Source organism: Streptomyces sp. NPDC050806, assembly GCF_055586425.1.
On record NZ_JBVJIF010000003.1, the window covers coordinates 384,645 to 405,203 of the forward strand.

A 20,559-nucleotide genomic window follows, 5' to 3' on the forward strand; every position below is an offset into this window, starting at 1 on the left:
ACAAAATAGGAAAAACCTCCCCCGTACGGCGCGTTGGGAGAGGCCAAATGGGTCGGGCCCGGCCACTCCGTGGAGTGGCCGGGCCCGGCCCGTCGGTGCGGAACCGCGCTTACTGCGTGCGGTTCTCACCCCGGTAGTACTCGAACACCCAGCCGAACAGGCCGACGAGGATGATCGGAGCGGAGAAGTACAGCAGCCACCAGCCGAAGACGACGCCCAGGAAGGCGAACGCTCCGCCGATGCCCAGCGAGAGCGGCTGCCAGCTGTGCGGGCTGAAGAAGCCCACCTCGCCGGCGTCGTCCGCGACGTCCGCGTCCTTGCGGTCCTGCGCACCCGCGTCCACTCGCCGGGCCGTGAAGGCCAGGTAGTAGCCGATCATGATGCAGAGACCGAACGCCAGGAACAGCGCGGTGGTGCCCGCCGGCTCCTTCGACCAGACGCCGTAGACGATCGCCATGGCGAGGACGAAGACGGAGAGCCAGATGAACATCTTGCCCTGGATCTTCACTTGCCGGCCTCCTTCTTGCCGCCCATGAGCGCCGTGTCCTTCTGACCGTCGTTCTCGAGCGCGTCGAGCGCGGCGATCTCAGGGTGGTGCAGGTCGAATGCCGGGGATTCCGAGCGGATGCGCGGCAGCGTGAGGAAGTTGTGCCGCGGCGGCGGGCAGGAGGTCGCCCACTCCAGCGAGCGGCCGTAGCCCCACGGGTCGTCGACCTCGATCTTCTTGCCGTACTTGGCCGTCTTCCAGACGTTGTACATGAACGGCAGGATCGACAGGCCCAGCAGGAAGGAGCTGATCGTCGAGATCGTGTTCAGGGCGGTGAAGCCGTCGGCCGCCAGGTAGTCGGCGTAACGACGCGGCATGCCCTCGGCGCCCAGCCAGTGCTGGACCAGGAAGGTGCCGTGGAAGCCGATGAACAGCGTCCAGAACGTGATCTTGCCGAGCCGCTCGTCCAGCATCTTGCCGGTGAACTTCGGCCACCAGAAGTGGAAGCCGGCGAACATCGCGAAGACGACCGTACCGAAGACGACGTAGTGGAAGTGCGCCACGACGAAGTACGAGTCGGAGATGTGGAAGTCCAGCGGCGGCGAGGCCAGGATGACGCCGGTCAGACCACCGAAGGTGAAGGTGATCAGGAAGCCGACCGCCCAGAGCATCGGTGTCTCGAAGGACAGCGAGCCCTTCCACATCGTGCCGATCCAGTTGAAGAACTTCACACCGGTCGGAACCGCGATGAGGAACGTCATGAAGGAGAAGAACGGCAGGAGTACTCCGCCGGTGACGTACATGTGGTGCGCCCACACGGTCACCGAAAGGCCCGCGATCGAAATCGTCGCCGCGATCAGACCGATGTAACCGAACATCGGCTTTCGCGAGAAGACCGGAATGACCTCGGAAATGATGCCGAAGAACGGCAGCGCGATGATGTACACCTCTGGGTGTCCGAAGAACCAGAAGAGGTGCTGCCAGAGCAATGCGCCGCCATTGGCCGCGTCGAATACATGGGCCCCGAACTTACGGTCCGCCTCCAGGGCGAACAGCGCGGCGGCCAGCACCGGGAAGGCCAGCAGGACCAGCACACCGGTCAGCAGGACGTTCCAGGTGAAGATCGGCATCCGGAACATCGTCATGCCGGGGGCACGCATGCAGATGATCGTGGTGATGAAGTTGACCGAGCCGAGGATGGTGCCGAAGCCGGAGAAGGCCAGACCCATGATCCACATGTCGGCGCCGACACCCGGCGAGCGGACCGCGTCCGACAGCGGGGAGTAGGCGAACCAGCCGAAGTCGGCCGCACCCTGCGGGGTGAGGAAGCCGGCCACCGCGATCAGCGAGCCGAAGAGGTACAGCCAGTACGCGAACATGTTCAGCCGCGGGAACGCCACGTCGGGCGCGCCGATCTGCAGCGGCATGATCCAGTTGGCGAACCCTGCGAACAGCGGCGTCGCGAACATCAGCAGCATGATCGTGCCGTGCATCGTGAACGCCTGGTTGAACTGCTCGTTCGACATGATCTGCGTGCCGGGACGGGCCAGTTCGGCGCGCATGAAGAGCGCCATCAGGCCGCCGATGCAGAAGAAGGCGAACGACGTCACCAGATAGAGCGTGCCGATCGTCTTGTGGTCGGTGGTCGTCAGCCACTTCACCACGACGTTGCCGGGTTGCTTCCTGCGTACGGGTGGTGCTGCCGAGGCCGATGCGGCGGCGGCACCCTGAGGTTCGTTGAGGATGCTCACTTGTTCTTCGTCTCCGCGTTCCTGGCGTGGTCGGTCTGCTCGATACCGGCCGGCAGGTAACCGTTCTGGCCCTTCTTCGCCAGGTCCTTCAGGTGCTCCTGGTACCGCTCGGGAGACACGACCTTGACGTTGAAGAGCATCCGGGAGTGGTCAACGCCGCAGAGCTCGGCGCACTTGCCCATGAAGGTGCCCTCCTTGTTCGGAGTCACCTCGAAGACATTGGTGTGACCCGGGATGACGTCCTGCTTCATCAGGAACGGCACCACCCAGAAGGAGTGGATGACATCACGCGAGGTCAGGATGAACTGGACGGTCTCACCCTTCGGCAGCCACAGCGTGGGGCCGGGGTTGCCGTTCTGCGGGTTCCGCTCGCCCGGCGTGCCCTGGTCGTAGACGCCCTCGGCACCCTGGGGCGCCGACTTCTTCCACTTGTCCGGGATCGCGGAGAGTTCCTTGGAGTCGATGTTCGTGGTCGACTTGTTGCCGTCCACGTTCTCCATGTAGTTGAACGCCCAGCTCCACTGGAAGCCCACCACGTTCACGACGTGGTCCGGCTTCTTGGAAGTCTTGAGGAGTTCGTTCTCATCGCGCGCGGTGAAGTAGAAAAGCACCGCGATGATGATGAACGGGACGATGGTGTACAACGCCTCGATCGGCATGTTGTACCGGGTCTGTGCGGGGACCTCCACCTTGGTCCGGCTGCGGCGGTGGAAGATCCAGCTCCAGATGATCAGGCCCCACACCAGCACGCCCGTTGCGAGGGCGGCGGCCCAGGAGCCCTGCCAAAGGGAGAGGATCCGCGGCGCCTCGTCGGTGACGGGCGTTGGCATGCCGAGGCGGGGGAAGTCCTTGTATGTGCAACCGGTCGCGGTCAGCAGGACCAGGCCCGCAGCCAGCACCTGCGGCAGCTTCCGCCGCATCGGGCGCCGCGACGAGCGGTCGGAGCCGTTGGGACTCACGTAGCGCCTTCCCGAGAGTCTCGCCCGCGGACCGGCTGCGGCCGTCTCAGCTGGTCGGTCGCCGGCCCTGTCACGGGCAGGGGTTTGGATGTTTATGCGGACCAAACCCTACTGGACGCTATTTGGCGTCGCGCGGGGAGGGTGCCCAACGCGGCGCGTCACCCCCCGAAGGGGTGGCCCGGCCCCCTCACTGGCCCCCCGGAACAACCGGATTCCCCGCTTCTGCCCGGCATCTGACGCCGCGCCGTCGGTCCGGCCGGGCGCTTCCCGGTCCGGCCCGGCGCGCCGGAGGCGTCGCCGCCCGAACGCGTTAGCGTTTCGCCGTGTCCTACTTCGATGCCGCGTCCTCCGCTCCCCTGCACCCGGTCGCCCGCGAGGCGCTCCTCGCCGCGCTCGACGAGGGGTGGGCCGACCCGGCCCGGCTGTACCGGGAGGGCCGGCGCGCCCGGCTGCTGCTGGACGCCGCGCGCGAGGCCGCGGCGGAGGCGGTCGGCTGCCGCCCCGACGAGCTGGTCTTCACCCCGTCCGGCACCCGGTCCGTGCACACGGGCGTGGCGGGCGCGCTGGCCGGCCGTCGGCGTGTCGGCACCCGGCTGGTCCACTCCGCGGTCGAGCACTCCGCCGTACTGCACGCGGCGGAGACGCACGAGGCGGCCGGCGGCACCGTGGCCGTGGTGGGCTGCGACCGTACGGGCCGGGTGGCCGCCGAGGAGTTCGCCGCGGCGCTCACCCCGGACACCGCGCTGGCCGTCCTGCAGTCCGCCAACCACGAGGTGGGCACCGAACAGCCGGTGGCCGAGGCGGCCGAGGCGTGCCGTGCGGCGGGCGTGCCGCTGCTGGTGGACGCCGCCCAGTCGCTCGCCTGGGGAGCGGTGGAGGGCCCCTGGTCGCTGCTGGCGGGCAGCGCGCACAAGTGGGGCGGCCCGGCCGGGGTCGGCCTGCTGGCGGTCCGCAAGGGCACCCGCTTCGCGCACCGGGGTCCGGCGGACGAGCGCGAGTCGGGCCGGGCGCCCGGCTTCGAGAACATCCCGGCGGTGGTGGCGGCGGCCGCGTCGCTGCGTGCCGCGCGCGGGGAGGCCGTGGCCGAGGCGGCGCGGCTGCGCGGCCTGGTGGACCGGATCCGCTCCCGGGTGCCGGAGCTGGTGCCGGACGTGGCGGTGGTCGGCGATCCGGTACGGCGGCTGCCGCACCTGGTGACCTTCTCCTGCCTCTACGTCGACGGGGAGACGCTGCTGCACGCGCTGGACCGGGCGGGCTTCTCCGTCTCCTCCGGCTCCTCCTGCACCTCCAGCACGCTGACGCCCAGCCACGTCCTGAAGGCGATGGGCGTGCTCTCCGAGGGCAACGTACGGGTGTCGCTGCCGGCCGGGACCGACGCGGCCGACGTGGACCGCTTCCTGGCGGTGCTGCCGGAGGCGGTGGCCGGGGTGCGGGAGCAGCTGGGCGCGCCCGCCGCACGGCCCGCGCGGGCCCCTGAGGGCGTGTCCGGCGACGTGGTCGTGGACGCGCTCGGCGCGCGCTGCCCGGTGCCGGTGATCGAGCTGGCGAAGGCGGTCGCCGGAGTGGCCGTCGGCACCACGGTGACCGTGCTGTCCGACGACGAGGTGGCGGCGCTGGACATCCCCGCGTGGTGCTGGACGCAGGGCCAGGAGTACCTGGGGGAAGCCGCCGAGCCCCCGGAACGCGGCGCCGCGTACGTGGTGCGGCGCCGCGTCTAGTCCGTGCCGGGTCTCAGTCCAGGTACTGCTGGATCTCGGCGGCGGCCTCGTGGCCGTACGCCTTGGTGAAGCGGTCCAGGAAGTGGCTGCGGCGCAGCTCGTACTCCTGGGTGCCGACCGTCTCGATGACGAGGGTGGCCAGCATGCAGCCGACCTGCGCGGCGCGCTCCAGGGGGACGCCCCAGGCCAGGCCGGAGAGGAAGCCGGCGCGGAAGGCGTCGCCGACGCCGGTCGGGTCGGCCTTGGCCTTCTCCTCGGGGACGCCGACCTCGATGGCCGGCTCGCCCTCGCGCTCGATGCGGACGCCGCTGGCGCCGAGGGTGGTGACGCGGGTGCCGACCTTGCCGAGGATCTCCTCGGCGGTCCAGCCGGTCTTGGACTCGATGAGGCCCTTCTCGTACTCGTTGGAGAAGAGGTAGGCCGCGCCGTCCATGAGGGTGCGGATGTCGTCGCCGTCCATCCGCGCGATCTGCTGGGAGAAGTCGGCGGCGAAGGGGATCGAGCGGGTACGGCACTCCTCGGTGTGCCGGATCATCGCCTCGGGGTCGTCCGCGCCGATCAGGACGAGGTCCAGGCCGCCCACGCGCTCGGCGACGTGCTGCAGCTCGATCAGCCGGGCCTCGCTCATCGCGCCGGTGTAGAAGGAGCCGATCTGGTTGTGGTCGGCGTCGGTGGTGCACACGAAGCGGGCGGTGTGCAGCACCTCGGAGATCCGTACGGAGGCGGTGTCGACGCCGTGCCGGTCCAGCCAGGCGCGGTACTCGCTGAAGTCGTTGCCGGCGGCGCCGACCAGGATCGGCGCGGTGCCGAGCTGGCCCATGCCGAAGCAGATGTTCGCGGCGACGCCACCGCGCCGCACGTCGAGCTGGTCGACCAGGAAGGAGAGGGAGACCGTGTGGAGCTGGTCGGCGACCAGCTGGTCGGCGAAGCGTCCGGGGAAGGTCATCAGATGGTCGGTGGCGATGGAGCCGGTGACTGCGATACGCACGGCGATTCGCTCCTGCGGGGAGGCGTGGGGCGGTGACGGACGTGACCCAACGCTACCCGTTCGGGACGACCCTTCCGACCTGGCGAAACTACCCGATAGTAGGTCTTCTTTCGCGGTGTGAAGGGTGCGTACGGTGCGGATATGACCCCACATGTGAAGCCCGTCACAACAGATCGCTCCACCGGCCGTCACCCGGACGGGGCCGCGTACGACTCGATGGAGCAACTGCTCGGCGACTGCGCCCGCATGGCGCCGCACTGGCGGAGCGACGGCCACTTCGCCGCGCCGCCGCGCCCGGCCGCCGAGCTCCGCGGGATCACGGTGCCCGCCACCTCTGCGAAACTGCTGGACGGGATGTCCGAGTACGGCGACTGAGTACGGCGAGCCACTCCTCCACCGCTCTTCCACGGACCTTCAGCGGCCCGTTCGGGCCGCGGGCGGAACCGTCCGCGGCCCGGCTCCGTCCAATCGGCGTCCCCCTCACGGAGGATGGCGCATCAGTTGTTCAGCGGAGCCGAAGGAGCGATGCGGTGAGCACCGAGGACACTCCCCCTGCCACCGGCAGCGGGAAGAATTCCACCGACACCCCCACCACCCCGGGGCGGCGCGGGCGCAGCCCGCTGGTGGTCGCCTCGATGGCCGCCGCCGTGCTGTTGGCCGGCGGTGGCGCGGCGTACTGGGCATCGGGCGCTTCCGGCCAGGACGGCAGCGCCGGCGCGGCGGCCGACCCGCCGCCCCTGGCCCTGGAGGGCTACGGCCAGGCGCACAGCGGGAACAGCGGGAACAGCGGCATCGCGCCGGGCGAGCCGAACCCGCAGGGCGGCGGGTACCGCGCGGTCGGCGAGCTGCCGGACGGCCCGGCCGACGCGCCCGTGTACCGCGCCCAGGGCCCGGTCGGCAAGGCCGCGGTGGCCAAGCTGGCCAAGGCGCTGGACGTCTCGGGCGAGATCCGCTCCGAGGGCGGCACCTGGAAGGTCGGCGGCCAGGAGAAGGACTCCCGCGGGCCCGTGCTCCAGGTGGCCAAGGCCGGCACCGGCTCGTGGACGTTCGCGCAGTACGGCACCCCGGGCGGGGTCAACTGCGCGCTGCCCGCCGCGCCCAAGGGCGAGGCGGCGGACGCGAAGACCGGCCACTCCTCCGACGGGCCCGGCTGCCCCTCGTACCGCGGCCGGGAGGCCAGCACGGAGGACGACGGCAGCGGCAAGGGCGCGGTGTCGCAGAGCGAGGCGAAGCAGGCGGTGCGGCCGGTGCTCGCGGCGCTGGGGCAGCAGGACGCGAAGCTGGACGCCGGCGGGCTGTCCGGCGCGGTGCGGATCGTCTCCGCGAACCCGACGTTCGGCGGCCTGCCCACGTACGGCTGGCAGAGCGATCTCCAGGTCGGCTCGGACGGCCGGGTCGTCGGCGGCAGCGGCCAGCTCGCGCGGCCGGTCAAGGGCGACACCTACCCGTTGCTGAGCGCGGCGAAGACGCTCGACCACCTGAACGGCGGGGCCGGCTCCGCCGAGGGCAAGGGCAAGGAGAAGTGCGCGACGCCGCTGCCGAACAAGGGCGAGAAGGACGAGAAGGCCGACGGCAAGGCGGGCGAGAAGGGTGTCGCGCCGTGCGAGCCGGCGCCCGGGAAGCCCTCGCCCGCCGAGGTGACCGGCGCCCGGTTCGGCCTGTCGGTGCAGTTCGTGAACGGCAGCCAGGCGCTCGTGCCGTCGTGGATGTACGAGGTGCGGCAGCCCGGCTCGCCCGGCGGCAAGGACGCCGGCACGACGGTCGCGCACCCGGCGGTCGACCCGAAGTTCGTGGTGGACCGGAACGCCGGTGACGCCGCCACCCAGCGGCCCGCGCAGCCGCCGCAGGGCGGCAAGGAGGGCAAGAAGGGCGTGCAGAGCCTGGAGTCGTACGCGGTCTCCAAGGACGGCAAGAAGCTGACGCTGCGCTTCTGGGGCGGCGTGTGCAGCAATTACTCGGCCAGCGCCGACCAGTCGGGCACGGCCGTGACCGCGCAGGTCACCGGCAAGGAGAAGAAGCCGGGCGGGGTCTGCGTGAAGGTCGCCAAGCAGTTCAGCAAGACGGTGACGCTGGACTCCCCGCTGGACGGCCGGGAGGTCATCGACGCCTCCAGCGGTGAGACGGTGCCGCAGAAGTGACGGCGGGCCGCCGCGAGCCGGAGGTTCGAGGGCGGCCATGACGAAGGCGGCGTTCCCCGCGGGGAACGCCGCCTTCGTCGTATGTCTCCGTGCGCCGGAGCCGGCCGGCTCAGCTGAAGGAGTCGCCACAGGCGCAGGAGCCGGTGGCGTTGGGGTTGTCGATCGTGAAGCCCTGCTTCTCGATGGTGTCGACAAAGTCGATGGAGGCACCACCCAGGTACGGGGCGCTCATCCGGTCGGTGACGACCTTCACGCCGCCGAAGTCCTTCACGACGTCGCCGTCGAGCGAGCGCTCGTCGAAGAAGAGCTGGTAGCGCAGGCCGGAGCAGCCACCGGGCTGAACGGCCACCCGCAGCGCGAGGTCGTCCCGGCCTTCCTGCTCCAGCAGGGTCTTGACCTTCGACGCGGCTGCGTCGGACAGGATGATGCCGTCGCTGACGGTGGTCTCGTCCTGAACGCTCATCTACATCTCTCCCGGGTTGTACGGACCCCTTGCCCTCGGCAGTAACCGACGGGGCCCCGGATTCATTCCGGGCGGGCTCGAAGTTCTGGGGAATTTTCCGCCCCTCTTCATGCTCGCACACCCCGCCGCGAAGGTCAGCGACTGACGGGGTACGGCCGGCCGGGTGATGCGTCACATCGACATAATGCCCATCGTCAAACTGACGTGAAGCGGCTATGATAGATAGCGTCATTTCGACGAAAAGCCCGGTGCAGGCACCGGCTCCACTGGAGCGGCTACGCCGCGCTTGTCCCTGAAAAAAGAAGGTGCGTGTCGTGACCACCGCCCAGCCCCGCCAGGACCTCGACGTGCAGCCCACGCCGCTCGCCCTGCTGCTGCTCGGCCGCGAAGCCGACCCCAAGAGCGAGCGCGGCGTGGAGTGCCCCGGCGATCTGCCCTCCCCCTCCGACCCCGATCTCGTGGAGCGGGCCCGCGCCGCCAAGGAGAAGCTCGGGGACAAGGTCTTCGTGCTCGGCCACCACTACCAGCGCGACGAGGTCATCCAGTTCGCCGACGTCACCGGCGACTCCTTCAAGCTGGCGCGGGACGCGGCCGCGCGGCCGGACGCCGAGTACATCGTCTTCTGCGGCGTGCACTTCATGGCCGAGTCCGCCGACATCCTGACCACCGACGACCAGAAGGTCGTCCTCCCCGACCTGGCCGCCGGCTGCTCGATGGCCGACATGGCCACCGCCGAGCAGGTCGCGGAGTGCTGGGACGTGCTGACCGACGCCGGCGTCGCCGGGCAGGTCGTGCCCGTCTCGTACATGAACTCCTCGGCGGACATCAAGGCCTTCACCGGCAAGCACGGCGGCACGATCTGCACGTCGTCCAACGCCAAGCGGGCCCTGGAGTGGGCCTTCGAGCAGGGCGAGAAGGTGCTCTTCCTGCCCGACCAGCACCTGGGCCGCAACACCGCGGTGCGCGACATGGGCATGTCGCTGGAGGACTGCGTCGTCTACAACCCGCACAAGCCGAACGGTGGCCTCACCGCCGAGCAGCTGCGCGCCGCGAAGATGATCCTGTGGCGCGGGCACTGCTCGGTGCACGGCCGCTTCTCGCTGGAGTCGGTCGAGGACGTCCGGGCGCGCATTCCGGACGTGAACGTGCTGGTGCACCCGGAGTGCAAGCACGAGGTCGTGGCCGCGGCCGACTACGTGGGCTCCACGGAGCACATCATCAAGACCCTGGAGGCGGCGCCCGCCGGGTCGAAGTGGGCGATCGGCACCGAGCTGAACCTGGTCCGCCGCCTGGCCAATCGTTTCGCTGCCGAGGACAAGGAGATCGTCTTCCTCGACAAGACGGTCTGCTTCTGCTCCACGATGAACCGCATCGACCTCCCGCACCTGGTCTGGGCCCTGGAGTCCCTGGCGGACGGCAAGGTCGTCAACCGGATCGAGGTGGACAAGGAGACGGAGGACTTCGCGAAGCTCGCCCTTGAGCGGATGCTGGCGCTGCCGTAGCCGTCACACACGTGGGGCCCGTACCGGACTTTGGTACGGGCCCCACGCGCTGTGCGGGTCAGACGCCGGCGGGCTCCGGCGTACGGTCCTCCTCCGGTGCGGCGGAGTCGGCCCGCTTGGCGGCCTTCTTCGCCGCCCGCTTCTCCTTGCGGAGCTCGATGATCGCGTAGAGCGTCGGGACGAGCAGCAGGGTCAGCAGGGTGGAGGTGATCAGACCGCCGATCACGACGACCGCCAGCGGCTGGGAGATGAACCCGCCGTCACCGGTGACCGAGAGGGCCATCGGCAGCAGGGCCATGATCGTGGCGAGGGCCGTCATCAGGATGGGCCGCAGCCGGTGGCGGCCGCCCTCGACGACCGCCTCGACCACGCCGTACCCCTGTGCCCGGTACTGGTTGATCAGGTCGATCAGCACGATCGCGTTGGTGACGACGATGCCGATGAGCATCAGCATGCCGATCATCGCCGGGACGCCCAGCGGGGTGCCCGTGGCGACCAGCAGGCCGATCGCGCCGGTCGCCGCGAACGGGATCGAGACCAGCAGGATCAGCGGCTGGATCAGCGACCGGAAGGTCGCCACCAGCAGCATGAAGACGATCGCGATGGCCGCCAGCATGGCCAGCGCGAGCGAGGAGAACGCCTCGTCCTGGTCGGCCGAGACGCCGCCGATCTCGGCGGTCGCGCCCTTGGGCAGGTCCAGGTCCTTCAGCTCGGACGTCAGCTGCGTGGTGACCGCGCCGGTGTTGTCACCGGTCGGCTTGGCCGTGATGGTGGCGGACCGGGCGCCGTCGATGCGGGTCATCTGCACCGGGCCCGCCACCGTCTTCACCTCGGCGATGTCGCCGAGCTTCACCATGCCCGACGGGCCGGGCAGCGTCAGCTTCTTCAGCTGCGCCTCGGTGGTGGCCGGGTGCGCCGACTTCACCACGACGTCCCGCTCCGCGTCGTCCAGCAGCGCCTTGCCGCTGGTGGTTCCGCGCACCGCCTGGCCGACGGCCTGACCGAGGGTGGCCTGGGTGTAACCGGCGGCAGCGGCCTTGTCGTTCGCGGTGACGGAGATCCGGGGCACGCTCTGCGCCAGGTCGCTGGTGACGTCGGTGACGTCGTCCAGGCCCGCGACCTTCTTCCGTACCTGCTCGGCCGCGTCCTTCAGCACGTCCCCGTCGGCGGCCTTCACGACCACGCTCAGATCCTGGTTGCCGAAGGCCTGGCCGGCCGAGACGGTGGTGTCGCCGATGTCCTTGCCGAGCTTCGCGAGGCCGTCCCGGATGTCCGCGACGACCCGGTCGGAGTCGTCGGCGTTCGCCAGCTTGACCTGGTACGACGCCTGGTTGGCGTTGGCGCCGCCGCCGAAGGCCGCCATCATGCCCGACGAGCCGACGGTGACCTGGTAGTCCTGCACGCCGTCGGTGTCGGCGAGCAGCTTCTCGACCCGCTTCGCCTGCTTGTCGGCGGCGCCGAGGCTGGTGCCGGGGGCCAGCTCCTGCTGGATGGAGAGGGTGTCCTGCGTGCCCTGGTCGAAGAAGTTGGTCTTCAGCAGCGGGCCCATGCCGAAGGTGCCGATGAGGATGACCGCGGCGATGACGAGGCTGGTGGCCCGGCGCCGGGTCGCGAAGCGCAGCACCGGTACGTACAGCCGCTGCAGGGCGCTGCGGCTCTCCTTCTCCTCGGCGGCCTTGCGCAGCGCCTCCGGGTCGGCGTCCTCGGCGCCCTTCGGGGCGCGCAGGAACCAGTAGGAGAGGACCGGGACGACGGTGAGGGAGACCAGCAGCGAGGCCAGCAGGGCCACCGTGACGGTGATCGAGAAGTCGCCGAAGAGGGCGCCCACCATGCCGCCGACCACGCCGATCGGCAGGAAGACCGCCACGGTGGTGAGGGTGGAGGAGGTGATCGCGCCGGACACCTCGCGGACGCCGGTGAGGATGGCGTGCTTGCGCTCCTCGCCGTAGCCCAGGTGCCGCTTGATGTTCTCCAGGACGACGATGGAGTCGTCCACGACCCGGCCGATGGCGATGGTCAGCGCGCCCAGGGTCAGCATGTTCAGCGACAGGTCGCGGGTCCACAGCACGATCAGCGTGATGACGACGGACAGCGGGATGGACACCGCGGTCACCAGCGTCGAGCGCAGGCTGAGCAGGAAGACCAGGATCACGATCACGGCCATGACCAGGCCGAGCAGGCCCTCGGTGGTGAGGGACTCGATGGACTTGGAGACCTGCGGGCCCTGGTCGGAGACGACCGTGACGTCCGCGTCCTTGCCGAGGTCGGCGCGGATCTGCGGCAGCTTGTCCTTGACCGCGTCGGAGATGGCGACGGCGCTGCCGTCCTGGTCCATGGTGATCTGGACCGCGAGGCTGGGCTTGCCGTTGGTGCGGGTGAGCGAGGTCGGGGTGGCCGACTCCTGCTTCACGGTGGCGATGTCGCCGACCCGTACCGGCGCGCCGGCCCCGGCCTTGCCCGCCGCGGCACCGGCCGCCGCCGGGGAGACGGTGAGGTCCTTGATCTGCTGGAGCGAGGTCCAGCCGCTGCCGACCTGGACGGTGCGGCTCTTGCCGTCCTCGGCGAAGGAGCCGGCCGGTACGGAGGCGCCGCCGGCCTCCAGGGCCTGGCCGAGGGCTGCCGGGGTGAGCCCCGCCCTGGCGAGCTTCGCGTCGTCGGGGGTGACCGCGACGACCCGGTCGCGCACGCCGTTGACGCTGACCTGGCCGACGCCGTCGATGTCCTTCAGGGCCGGGACGACGCTGCGGTCCAGGCGGTCGGCGAGGGCCTGCTGGTCCTGCCCGGAGGAGGCGACGGCCAGCACCGCGGTCGGCAGGTCGTCGGTGCCGCCGGCCACGACCTGCGGGTCGACGTCGTCGGGCAGCTGCGCGCGGGCCCGGTTGACGGCCTGCTGGACGTCGGCGACCAGCGTCTTGGAGTCGTTGCCGTAGTCGAACTCGGCCATGACCACGGCCGAGCCCTCACTGGCCGTCGAGGTCACGCCCGTGATCCCGTCGACCGCCTGGATGCCGTCCTCCAGCGGCTCGACGACCTGCTTCTCGACGACATCGGGCGAGGCGCCCTGGTACGGCGCCACGACGGACACCATGGGCAGATCGATGGAGGGCAGCAACTGCTGCTTCAGCTGTGGGATCGCGATGGCCCCGAAGACGATCGCGACGATCGACATCAGTGCTATCAGGCCCCGTTGTGCGAGGCTGAGTCGGGACAGCCTGAACATGGGTGGGGTCTCTCTCTTTTGTTCTGAACGCTTCCGGCAACGGCCCATGGCGGGCCCGCTTACACCATCCGGCACGCGCGGCGCTGTTTCCCTAGCACCCAGGTCCATTTCCGGGGCCGGGGCGTACCGCGTCCGCAGTACGCCCCGCTCCACCCGCTGCTACACCCGCGGGCGGACGAGTCCGCTTTGGTACGCAATGACCACCAGCTGGGCCCGGTCGCGGGCGCCCAGCTTGGCCATCGCGCGGTTCACGTGCGTCTTGACGGTCAGCGGGCTGACGGACAGCCGCTCGGCGATCTCGTCGTTGGACAGCCCGCCCGCGACCAGCACCAGCACCTCGCGCTCCCGGCCGGTCAGCGTCGCCAGCCGCTCGGCGTCCGGGCCCGCCGTGCCGTCCTCGCCGTCGCCCTGGGCGAGGAACCGGGCGATCAGCCCCTTCGTCGCCACCGGGGACAGCAGCGCCTCCCCGGCCGCCGCGACCCGGATGGCGCTGAGCAGCTCGTCCGGCTCGGCGCCCTTGCCGAGGAAGCCGCTCGCGCCCGCCCGGAGCGCCTGCACCACGTAGTCGTCGACCTCGAAGGTCGTCAGGATCACCACGCGCACCCCGGCCAGCTCCGGGTCCTCGCTGATCATGCGGGTGGCGGCCAGCCCGTCCACGCCGGGCATCCGGATGTCCATCAGGACCACGTCGGGCGCCGTGGCGCGGGTCAGCTCGTACGCCTCGGCGCCGTCCGACGCCTCGGCCACCACCCGCATCCCGGGCTCGGAGTCCACCAGCACCTTGAACGCGCTGCGCAGCAGCGCCTGGTCGTCCGCGAGCAGCACCTTGATCGTCATGTTGTCTCCCCCGTGCGTGCGGTCTGCAGCGGCAGCCGTACCCGTACCTTGAATCCACCGGCCGGGCGCGGCCCGGTCTCCACCGAGCCGCGCAGCGCCGCGACCCGCTCGCGCATCCCGATCAGGCCGTGCCCGCCGCCGTCCGTACGGTCCGCCGGCTCCTCCTGTGCGCCGGGGCGCGGGCGGGGCCGGGCGGGCCCGCCGCCGCCGTCGTCCAGCACCGTCAGCGTCAGCGCCTCGGCCGAGCGGACGATGCGCACCGTGGCACGCGCGCCCTCCCCCGCGTGCTTGTGCACGTTGGTCAGCGCCTCCTGGACGATGCGGTACGCGGTCAGGTCGACGGAGGCGGGCAGGCCCTCGGGGCTGCCGGGCGGCAGCTCCAGCTCGACGGGGAGCCCGGCGCGTACGAACCCGTCGATCAGCTGGTCGAGGACGCCGAGCCCCGGGGCCGGTTCGGTGGGGGCCTGCGGGTCGTCGGACTGACGCAGCAGGCCGACCGTGGCGCGCAGCTCCTCCAGCGCCGAGCGGGACGCCTCACGGACGTGGGCGAGGGCCTGCTTGGCCTGGTCGGGGCGGCTGTCCATGACGTGCGAGGCGACCCCGGCCTGCACGTTGACCAGCGCGATGTGGTGCGCGACGACGTCGTGCAGCTCACGCGCGATGCGCATGCGCTCCTCGGCGACCCGGCGCCCGGCCTCCTCCTCGCGGGTGCGTTCGGCCCGCTCGGCCCGCTCCCTGATCGCGTCGACGAAGGCGCGGCGGCTGCGGACCGCGTCGCCGGCCGCGGCCGCCATGCCGGTCCACGCGAAGATCGCCAGATTCTCCTGGGCGTACCAGGGGTGGGCGCTGGTGAGCATGGCGGCGGCGGTGAGCACCAGCACGGTGAGCGCGCCGATCCGCCAGGTGGTGGGGCGGTCGGTACGCGCGGCGACGGTGAAGACCGCGATGACCGAGGCGGCGGCGACCGGGCCGCGCGGCTCGCTGGTGGAGGTCACCAGCTCGGCCAGCGTCATGGCGCCCGTGAAGGCGAGGACGGTGCGCGGGTACCGGCGGCGCAGCACCAGCGCGCCGCAGGCCAGCGTCGCGAGGAGGACCGTGGACGCCTCCAGCGGCCGGTCGCCGAAGCGCGGCCCGTACCGGCCGTGCGGGCCGGCCGCTGCGCCGGTCAGGATCACCGCGAGCACGGCCGCCGCCAGGACCGCGTCGAGCACGACGGGGTGGGCGCGGAGCCGGGCGAGCAGCGCGGGCCCGGGCCGCGGGCCCTGCCCGGTGGCGAGGGGAGTCACGAGGAGAAACGGTAGCGCCCCGGTCACCGGCCGCGGCCCGCCGAGGGTGTCGGCGGGCGGCGGCGACGGTGGCCGGGGCGCTGCCCTGCTGGAAGAAGCCGGGCGGTCGCGGTCCCGTACGGGACGGGGCCGGATCGCCGGGGCCGGGCCGGGTCAGCCCGGGATGAGGCCGTCGTCGCTGAGCATTTCGCGGACCTCTTCGAGGGTGGCGTCGGGGCCGGGCAGGATCAGTTCGGAGGGCTCCAGGGAGTCCTCGGGCAGCGGCTCGCCCAGCCGGCGCACCGCGTCGAGCAGCGCGCCCAGGGTCCGCCGGAAGCCGTCCTGATCGCCGCTCTCCATCTCGGCGAGCAGCTCGTCGTCCAGCTTGTTGAGCTCGATGAAGTGGCTGTCCGCCACCCTTACCTGCCCCTCGCCCATGATCCGTACGATCATGACGTCTCCTCTGGTCCGGTCCGGCGTCCCGACGAGGCTATCCGCGTCCGCCGGTCACTGCTTGTCGAAGCGCGGCTGGTCCTGATGCGGGGCCTGCTGGGCCTGGCCGCCCTGCCCCCCTTCGATGGCCTGCTGGCCCGCGGCGGAGCCCCCGGCCAGCTCGGCCTTCATGCGCTGCAGCTCCAGCTCGACGTCGCCGCCGCCGGAGATCCGGTCCAGCTCGGCCGTGAGGTCGTCCTTGGCCATGCCGGTCGGGTCGTCCAGCGCGCCGGACGCCAGCAGTTCGTCGATCGCACCGGCCCGGGCCTGCATCTGCGCGGTGCGGTCCTCGGCACGCTGCACGGCCAGGCCCACGTCGCCCATCTCCTCGGAGATGCCGGAGACGGCCTCGCCGATCCGGGTCTGCGCCTGGGCCGCGGTGTAGGTGGCCTTGATGGTCTCCTTCTTCGTACGGAAGGCGTCCACCTTGGCCTGGAGGCGCTGCGCCGCGAGGGTGAGCTTCTCCTCCTCGCCCTGCAGCGTCTGGTGCTGCGTCTCCAGGTCGGTGACCTGCTGCTGCAGGGCCTGACGGCGGGAGAGTGCCTCGCGGGCCAGGTCCTCGCGGCCGAGCGCGAGCGCCTTGCGGCCCTGGTCCTCCAGCTTGGAGGACTGGCCCTGGAGCTGGTTGAGCTGGAGCTCCAGGCGCTTGCGGGACGTCGCGACGTCGGCGACGCCGCGCCGCACCTTCTGGAGCAGCTCCAGCTGCTTCTGGTAGGAGTAGTCGAGGGTCTCGCGCGGATCCTCGGCCCGGTCCAGGGCCTTGTTGGCCTTCGCGCGGAAGATCATCCCCATCCGCTTCATGACACCGTCGCTCATGGGCCTCGCGCGCCCCCTTCTCACCGAGTTACTTCGGGCTTCGGCTCCAGCACATCTACAGACCCCACAGTACGGGCCCCGGTTCCATTACCGCACTGGTTGGACCCGGATGTGCTCCTCCTGCAGGACGATCACGCAGCTCCTTTTCTCAGGCGCAGGGAGTAGGCGTAGTACGTGTACCCGCCCCGGCCGTTGCCGGATCGTTCCCCTCGGGCTCTGGCTCACGGAGGGCGACCGCGTACCCTTGGGTTCTGTGTTCCGAAGCCGTTCGAAGGAAGAGCAGGCCGCGACCTCCAAGGTGACCGCGGACCAGCCCCAGCAGCCCCGCGACCCGCAGGCCCCCAAGGGCCGCCCGACGCCCAAGCGCAGTCAGGCGCAGTCCCAGCGCCGCACCCGCGCGCAGTCGGCGCCGGCCAACCGCAAGGAGGCCGTCAAGGCCCAGCGGGAGGCACGCCGCGCCGACATGGCCAAGCAGCGCGAAGCGCTGGCCAACGGTGACGAGCGGTACCTCCCCGTAAGGGACAAGGGCCCCGTCCGCCGTTTCGCGCGCGACTATATCGACTCGCGCTGGTGCGTCGCGGAGTTCTTCCTCCCGGTGGCCGTGATCATCCTCGTGCTGACCATGGTCCGGGTCCCGCAGATCCAGAGCATCGCGCTCATCCTGTGGCTGGTCGTCATCCTGCTGATCGTGCTGGACTCGATCGTCGTGTGGACCGGCCTGACCAAGCGCCTCAAGCAGCGGTTCCCGAACGAGAACCTCAAGGGCGTCAAGCCCTACGCCCTGATGCGCACCCTCCAGATGCGTCGACTGCGGCTGCCCAAGCCGCAGGTCAAGCGGGGAGAACGGCCCTGAGCACCGGTTCCTCCGGCTTTGCCGGAGGGGCCGAGCCCTGGCTGGACGAGCTGGGGGGAGTCCGGAACACCGTCCGGCAGGAGCTGGTGGCCCGGCAACTGGAGGAGCAGATCTCCGCGCGGTTCCCGGTGGGCCAGCGGCTGCGCATCCTGGACGTCGGCCTCGGCCAGGGCACCCAGGCACTGCGCCTCGCCCGCGCCGGGCACAAGGTCACCGGCCTGGAGTCGGACCCCAAGATGCTCGCCGCGGCCCGCGCCACGCTGGCCGGCGAGCCGGCCGGCATCCAGGAGCGGGTCCGGCTGATCGAGGGCGACGGCCGGGAGACCGGCGTGCACTTCCTGCCCGGCACCTTCGACGTGGTGCTCTGCCACGGCGTCCTGATGTACGTCGAGGAGCCCGACCCGATGCTGGCCGGGCTCGCCCGGGTGCTGGCGCCCGGCGGCCTGCTCTCCGTCCTGGTGCGCAACGCCGACGCGCTGGCGCTGCGCTCCGGGCTGTCCGGCGACTGGGACACGGCGCTGTCGGCCTTCGACTCGCCGCGCTACAAGAACCGGCTCGGGCTGAGCGTGCGCGCCGACCGGCTGGCGGCGCTCACCACCACCCTCGCGGGCATCGGTGCCCCGCTGCACGCCTGGTACGGCGTGCGGCTCTTCACCGACCTCGCGGCCGACGACGCGGTGCCGCCGCCCGTCGAGGAGCTGACCCGGCTGCTGGCCGCCGAGGAACGCGCCGGGCGCACCGACCCGTACCGCGCGGTGGCGGCCCTGCTGCACGTCTGCGGCGTACGCGGCTGACACAAGGCGACGAGGGGCGGCGGGCCCGGAAGCCCGCCGCCCCTCGCGTGTGCCGGCACGGCGCTCAGGCCTCAGCGGCCTCCGCGCCCTCGTTGTCGTCGGCGTGCAGGCTCATCGGGCCGTAGACCTTCGCCCCGTCCTCGAACAGGGTCACCTGGTCCACGCCGCAGTCCAGGAGCGACTTCCACTCCTCACCGATCCAGGACTCCGCGTCCCCCTGCGTGGAGAAGTCCTCCGGGTCCGTTCCCGCACTGGCCTCCGTACCGTCGGCCTTCTCGAACCGCCACGTCCACGCCATGTCCGCCTCCTGGTCCCACCTGGTACGTGCTTGCTCGTGCTGGTGCCGTGCAGTGGTCATGCCCTGTTCTGCCGCTCAGGTGTCATGTCCTGTGGTACTGATCAGCAGCCTAACGGCCGTGTCGAGACGTCCCCCCGCGCGCCCGGCGGCCGCGGACAGGAGAAAATCGGCGCGTGGAACTGACACTGCTCGGCACCGGCGCCCCCGAGGGGCTGCCCCGCCCCGGCTGCCCCTGCGCCTCCTGCGCCGGCGCCACGGGCGGCGCGGCGCGGGCGGCGACCGCACTGCTCCTGGACGGCGCACTGCTCCTCGACCTCACCCCGGGGGCCGCCTTCGCCGCGGCCCGTGCAGGGCAGTCACTCACGGGGGTACGCCAAGTGCTCCTGTCGCACCCGCACGAGGGACCCGCCGTCGACGTCCCGACCGGACTCCCCCAGCCGGGCCGGGTCGCGGACGGGCGGGAGCTGGCGCTGCTGGACGGGCACCGGGTCCGGGCGGTGGCGGTGGACGTGCCGGGCACCGGGTACGAGATCGGCGGCCCCTACGGCGAGCGGCTGCTGTACCTGCCGCCCGGCGCGGCGCCCGCCGGGGCCTCCGAGGGCAAGGGGCCCTACGAGATGGTCGTGCTGGACGTGCTCGGGCGGCCCGACGCGCTGGCCCGGCTGCGGGCGAGCGGCGCGGTGGACGCGGCGACCGACGTGCTCGCGGTGCACCTCGACCACGACACCCCGCCCGGCGCCGAGCTGCACCGGCGGCTGGCGGCGCTGGGCGCCCGCGCGGTGCCGGACGGCACGTCGCTGCTGGTCGGCGAGTACCACGCGGTGCCCGACCTGCCGCGCAGGACGCTGGTGCTGGGCGGCGCGCGCAGCGGCAAGTCCGTCGAGGCCGAGCGGCGGCTCGCGGCCTTCCCCGACGTGCTCTACGTCGCGACCGGCGGGCTGCGGAACGGCGACGCGGAGTGGGCGGCACGGGTCTCCCTCCACCGCGAGCGCCGCCCGGCCTCCTGGCGGACCGCCGAGACCTGCGACCTGGTACCCCTGCTGGCGGGCGAGGAGGAGGCCGGCGGCGGGCCCGGCGCGGAGAAGACCGCCGCCTCCCCGCTGCTGATCGACTGCCTGTCCCTGTGGCTGACGCACGCCATGGACGACGTCGGCGCCTGGGACGACGAGACCTGGGCGGGCGGCGGCGAACGGGCGCTGCGGGAGCGGGCGGACGAGCTGGTGGCCGCGGTGCGCGCCACCCGCAGGCCGCTGGTCGCGGTCAGCAACGAGGTCGGCTCCGGGGTAGTGCCGGCGACCCCCGCCGGGCGCCGCTTCCGGGACGAACTGGGCCGCCTGAACGCCGCGTTCGCCGCCGAGTGCGAGCACGTCCTGCTGGTCGTCGCGGGGCAGGCCATTACGCTGCGCGGGTGACGCGCGCGGGCGCCCGCCCGTGTCCCGCTTGCCGGACGGCGCTCCGTACCGTCACCTGGCGCCATGACACCGTCCCGCGGCGGCCTGGCACCGCCTTCCGACGGCGGCCGGTTCGACGACGCGGTACGCCGGTACCTGCGCGACCGCCCGCAGGCCACGGTCGTGGCGCTCGGCGAGGGCCTGGACCCCGGCTTCTGGCGGGTGGACAACGGGCAGCTGCGCTGGCTGACCGTCGAGGAGCCGGCGACCGCGGCGCTGCGCCGGATGCTGCTGCCGGACGGGCCGAGGTGGCGCACCCTCACCGGGCGGCCCGCCGGGCCCCATTGGCCCGCCGCCGTCGCCCGTCCCGCGCTCGGCGTCCTGGTGCTCGCCTTCGGGCCGCCCGCCGCCGATGTGCTGCACGAGCTGTGCGCGCTGTGCGCCCGCCGGCTGCCCGGCGCGACGCTGCTGCTGGACGCGCCGCTCGAACGCCTCGCGGCCGCCGGCCGGCCGGGCCGCGCCGGTCCGCCGCGGCGGACCGCGGCGCCGGCCCCCACCGAATTCCGCTTCTGAAGCCGCCGCCCAGC

At 71.8% G+C, this 20,559-nt stretch carries 19 protein-coding genes; 8 read left to right on the forward strand and 11 right to left on the reverse strand.

Features of this window, described 5'->3' with window-relative positions; all coding sequences use genetic code 11:
- Positions 1 to 109: 109 nt before the first annotated feature.
- From ACZ6WH_RS11045 to ctaC, 3 genes are read right to left on the reverse strand one after another with little or no spacing between them, the layout of a single operon-like run.
- Positions 110 to 508: a cytochrome c oxidase subunit 4 gene (locus ACZ6WH_RS11045; RefSeq protein WP_030616574.1), complete on the reverse strand. Its 399-nt coding sequence runs from the start codon at positions 506 to 508 to the stop codon at positions 110 to 112.
- Entirely contained in the window at positions 505 to 2,238 is a 1,734-nt protein-coding gene (ctaD, locus tag ACZ6WH_RS11050) for an aa3-type cytochrome oxidase subunit I (RefSeq protein WP_432853271.1), read from the reverse strand. Before ctaD ends, ACZ6WH_RS11045 begins: the two co-directional genes overlap by 4 nt.
- The gene (gene ctaC / locus ACZ6WH_RS11055; RefSeq protein WP_432853274.1) at positions 2,235 to 3,197 is read right to left on the reverse strand and encodes an aa3-type cytochrome oxidase subunit II; all 963 of its coding nucleotides are present in this window, start codon (positions 3,195 to 3,197) and stop codon (positions 2,235 to 2,237) included. Before ctaC ends, ctaD begins: the two co-directional genes overlap by 4 nt.
- Positions 3,198 to 3,520: 323 nt before the next feature.
- Between ctaC and ACZ6WH_RS11060 the strand changes: the two genes are divergently transcribed.
- Positions 3,521 to 4,915 carry an aminotransferase class V-fold PLP-dependent enzyme gene (locus ACZ6WH_RS11060; RefSeq protein WP_469727591.1) on the forward strand — a complete coding sequence of 465 codons (1,395 nt, stop codon included), beginning with the start codon at positions 3,521 to 3,523 and terminating at the stop codon, positions 4,913 to 4,915.
- A 13-nt stretch (positions 4,916 to 4,928) separates the two neighbouring features.
- Here the strand turns inward: ACZ6WH_RS11060 and ACZ6WH_RS11065 are convergent, their stop codons facing one another.
- Entirely contained in the window at positions 4,929 to 5,903 is a 975-nt protein-coding gene (locus ACZ6WH_RS11065) for a carbohydrate kinase family protein (protein ID WP_469727592.1), read from the reverse strand.
- Positions 5,904 to 6,044: 141 nt separating this feature from the next.
- Between ACZ6WH_RS11065 and ACZ6WH_RS11070 the strand changes: the two genes are divergently transcribed.
- Positions 6,045 to 6,278 (forward strand): hypothetical protein, encoded by a 234-nt coding sequence (locus tag ACZ6WH_RS11070; protein WP_432853279.1) that lies wholly within the window; start codon positions 6,045 to 6,047, stop codon positions 6,276 to 6,278.
- Positions 6,279 to 6,433: 155 nt separating this feature from the next.
- A complete protein-coding gene (locus ACZ6WH_RS11075) occupies positions 6,434 to 8,041 on the forward strand; it encodes a hypothetical protein (protein WP_469727593.1) in 1,608 nt (535 codons plus the stop codon).
- A 109-nt stretch (positions 8,042 to 8,150) separates the two neighbouring features.
- Here the strand turns inward: ACZ6WH_RS11075 and ACZ6WH_RS11080 are convergent, their stop codons facing one another.
- Positions 8,151 to 8,504, reverse strand: a complete 354-nt coding sequence (locus ACZ6WH_RS11080) for a HesB/IscA family protein (RefSeq protein WP_361560848.1) — start codon at positions 8,502 to 8,504, stop codon at positions 8,151 to 8,153.
- 305 nt (positions 8,505 to 8,809) lie between these two features.
- On the opposite strand from ACZ6WH_RS11080, the gene nadA reads away from it, so the two are divergent.
- On the forward strand, positions 8,810 to 10,006 hold the full coding sequence (gene nadA / locus ACZ6WH_RS11085; protein ID WP_469727595.1) for a quinolinate synthase NadA: 1,197 nt from the start codon (positions 8,810 to 8,812) through the stop codon (positions 10,004 to 10,006).
- Between the two features lie 58 nt (positions 10,007 to 10,064).
- On the opposite strand, the gene ACZ6WH_RS11090 is transcribed toward nadA, so the two are convergent.
- The 5 genes from ACZ6WH_RS11090 to ACZ6WH_RS11110 all read right to left on the reverse strand — a co-directional run bounded on the left by ACZ6WH_RS11090 (position 10,065) and on the right by ACZ6WH_RS11110 (position 16,621).
- Positions 10,065 to 13,226 (reverse strand): efflux RND transporter permease subunit, encoded by a 3,162-nt coding sequence (locus tag ACZ6WH_RS11090; RefSeq protein ID WP_432853287.1) that lies wholly within the window; start codon positions 13,224 to 13,226, stop codon positions 10,065 to 10,067.
- Positions 13,227 to 13,385: 159 nt separating this feature from the next.
- Positions 13,386 to 14,063 carry a response regulator gene (locus ACZ6WH_RS11095; RefSeq protein WP_432853290.1) on the reverse strand — a complete coding sequence of 226 codons (678 nt, stop codon included), beginning with the start codon at positions 14,061 to 14,063 and terminating at the stop codon, positions 13,386 to 13,388.
- On the reverse strand, positions 14,060 to 15,349 hold the full coding sequence (locus ACZ6WH_RS11100) for a sensor histidine kinase (protein ID WP_432853293.1): 1,290 nt from the start codon (positions 15,347 to 15,349) through the stop codon (positions 14,060 to 14,062). The genes ACZ6WH_RS11095 and ACZ6WH_RS11100 overlap by 4 nt, the downstream gene beginning before the upstream one ends.
- A gap of 153 nt (positions 15,350 to 15,502) precedes the next feature.
- Entirely contained in the window at positions 15,503 to 15,781 is a 279-nt protein-coding gene (gene pspAA / locus ACZ6WH_RS11105) for a PspA-associated protein PspAA (RefSeq protein ID WP_432853296.1), read from the reverse strand.
- A 54-nt stretch (positions 15,782 to 15,835) separates the two neighbouring features.
- Positions 15,836 to 16,621, reverse strand: a complete 786-nt coding sequence (locus ACZ6WH_RS11110; RefSeq protein WP_469728004.1) for a PspA/IM30 family protein — start codon at positions 16,619 to 16,621, stop codon at positions 15,836 to 15,838.
- Between the two features lie 268 nt (positions 16,622 to 16,889).
- Here ACZ6WH_RS11110 and ACZ6WH_RS11115 point away from each other — a divergent pair, with 268 nt between their 5' ends.
- Both ACZ6WH_RS11115 and ACZ6WH_RS11120 read left to right on the forward strand, forming a co-directional pair.
- Complete coding sequence (locus ACZ6WH_RS11115; RefSeq protein WP_469727598.1) at positions 16,890 to 17,489, forward strand: DUF3043 domain-containing protein; 600 nt, start codon at positions 16,890 to 16,892, stop codon at positions 17,487 to 17,489.
- A gap of 86 nt (positions 17,490 to 17,575) precedes the next feature.
- Entirely contained in the window at positions 17,576 to 18,283 is a 708-nt protein-coding gene (locus ACZ6WH_RS11120; protein ID WP_469727599.1) for a class I SAM-dependent methyltransferase, read from the forward strand.
- 64 nt (positions 18,284 to 18,347) lie between these two features.
- Here the strand turns inward: ACZ6WH_RS11120 and ACZ6WH_RS11125 are convergent, their stop codons facing one another.
- Complete coding sequence (locus ACZ6WH_RS11125; protein ID WP_432864284.1) at positions 18,348 to 18,581, reverse strand: hypothetical protein; 234 nt, start codon at positions 18,579 to 18,581, stop codon at positions 18,348 to 18,350.
- Between the two features lie 173 nt (positions 18,582 to 18,754).
- Here ACZ6WH_RS11125 and ACZ6WH_RS11130 point away from each other — a divergent pair, with 173 nt between their 5' ends.
- Entirely contained in the window at positions 18,755 to 19,993 is a 1,239-nt protein-coding gene (locus ACZ6WH_RS11130) for a bifunctional adenosylcobinamide kinase/adenosylcobinamide-phosphate guanylyltransferase (protein WP_469727601.1), read from the forward strand.
- Between the two features lie 63 nt (positions 19,994 to 20,056).
- Positions 20,057 to 20,545, forward strand: coding sequence for a hypothetical protein (locus tag ACZ6WH_RS11135; protein ID WP_469727602.1), 489 nt, complete (start codon positions 20,057 to 20,059; stop codon positions 20,543 to 20,545).
- Positions 20,546 to 20,559: the final 14 nt, after the last annotated feature.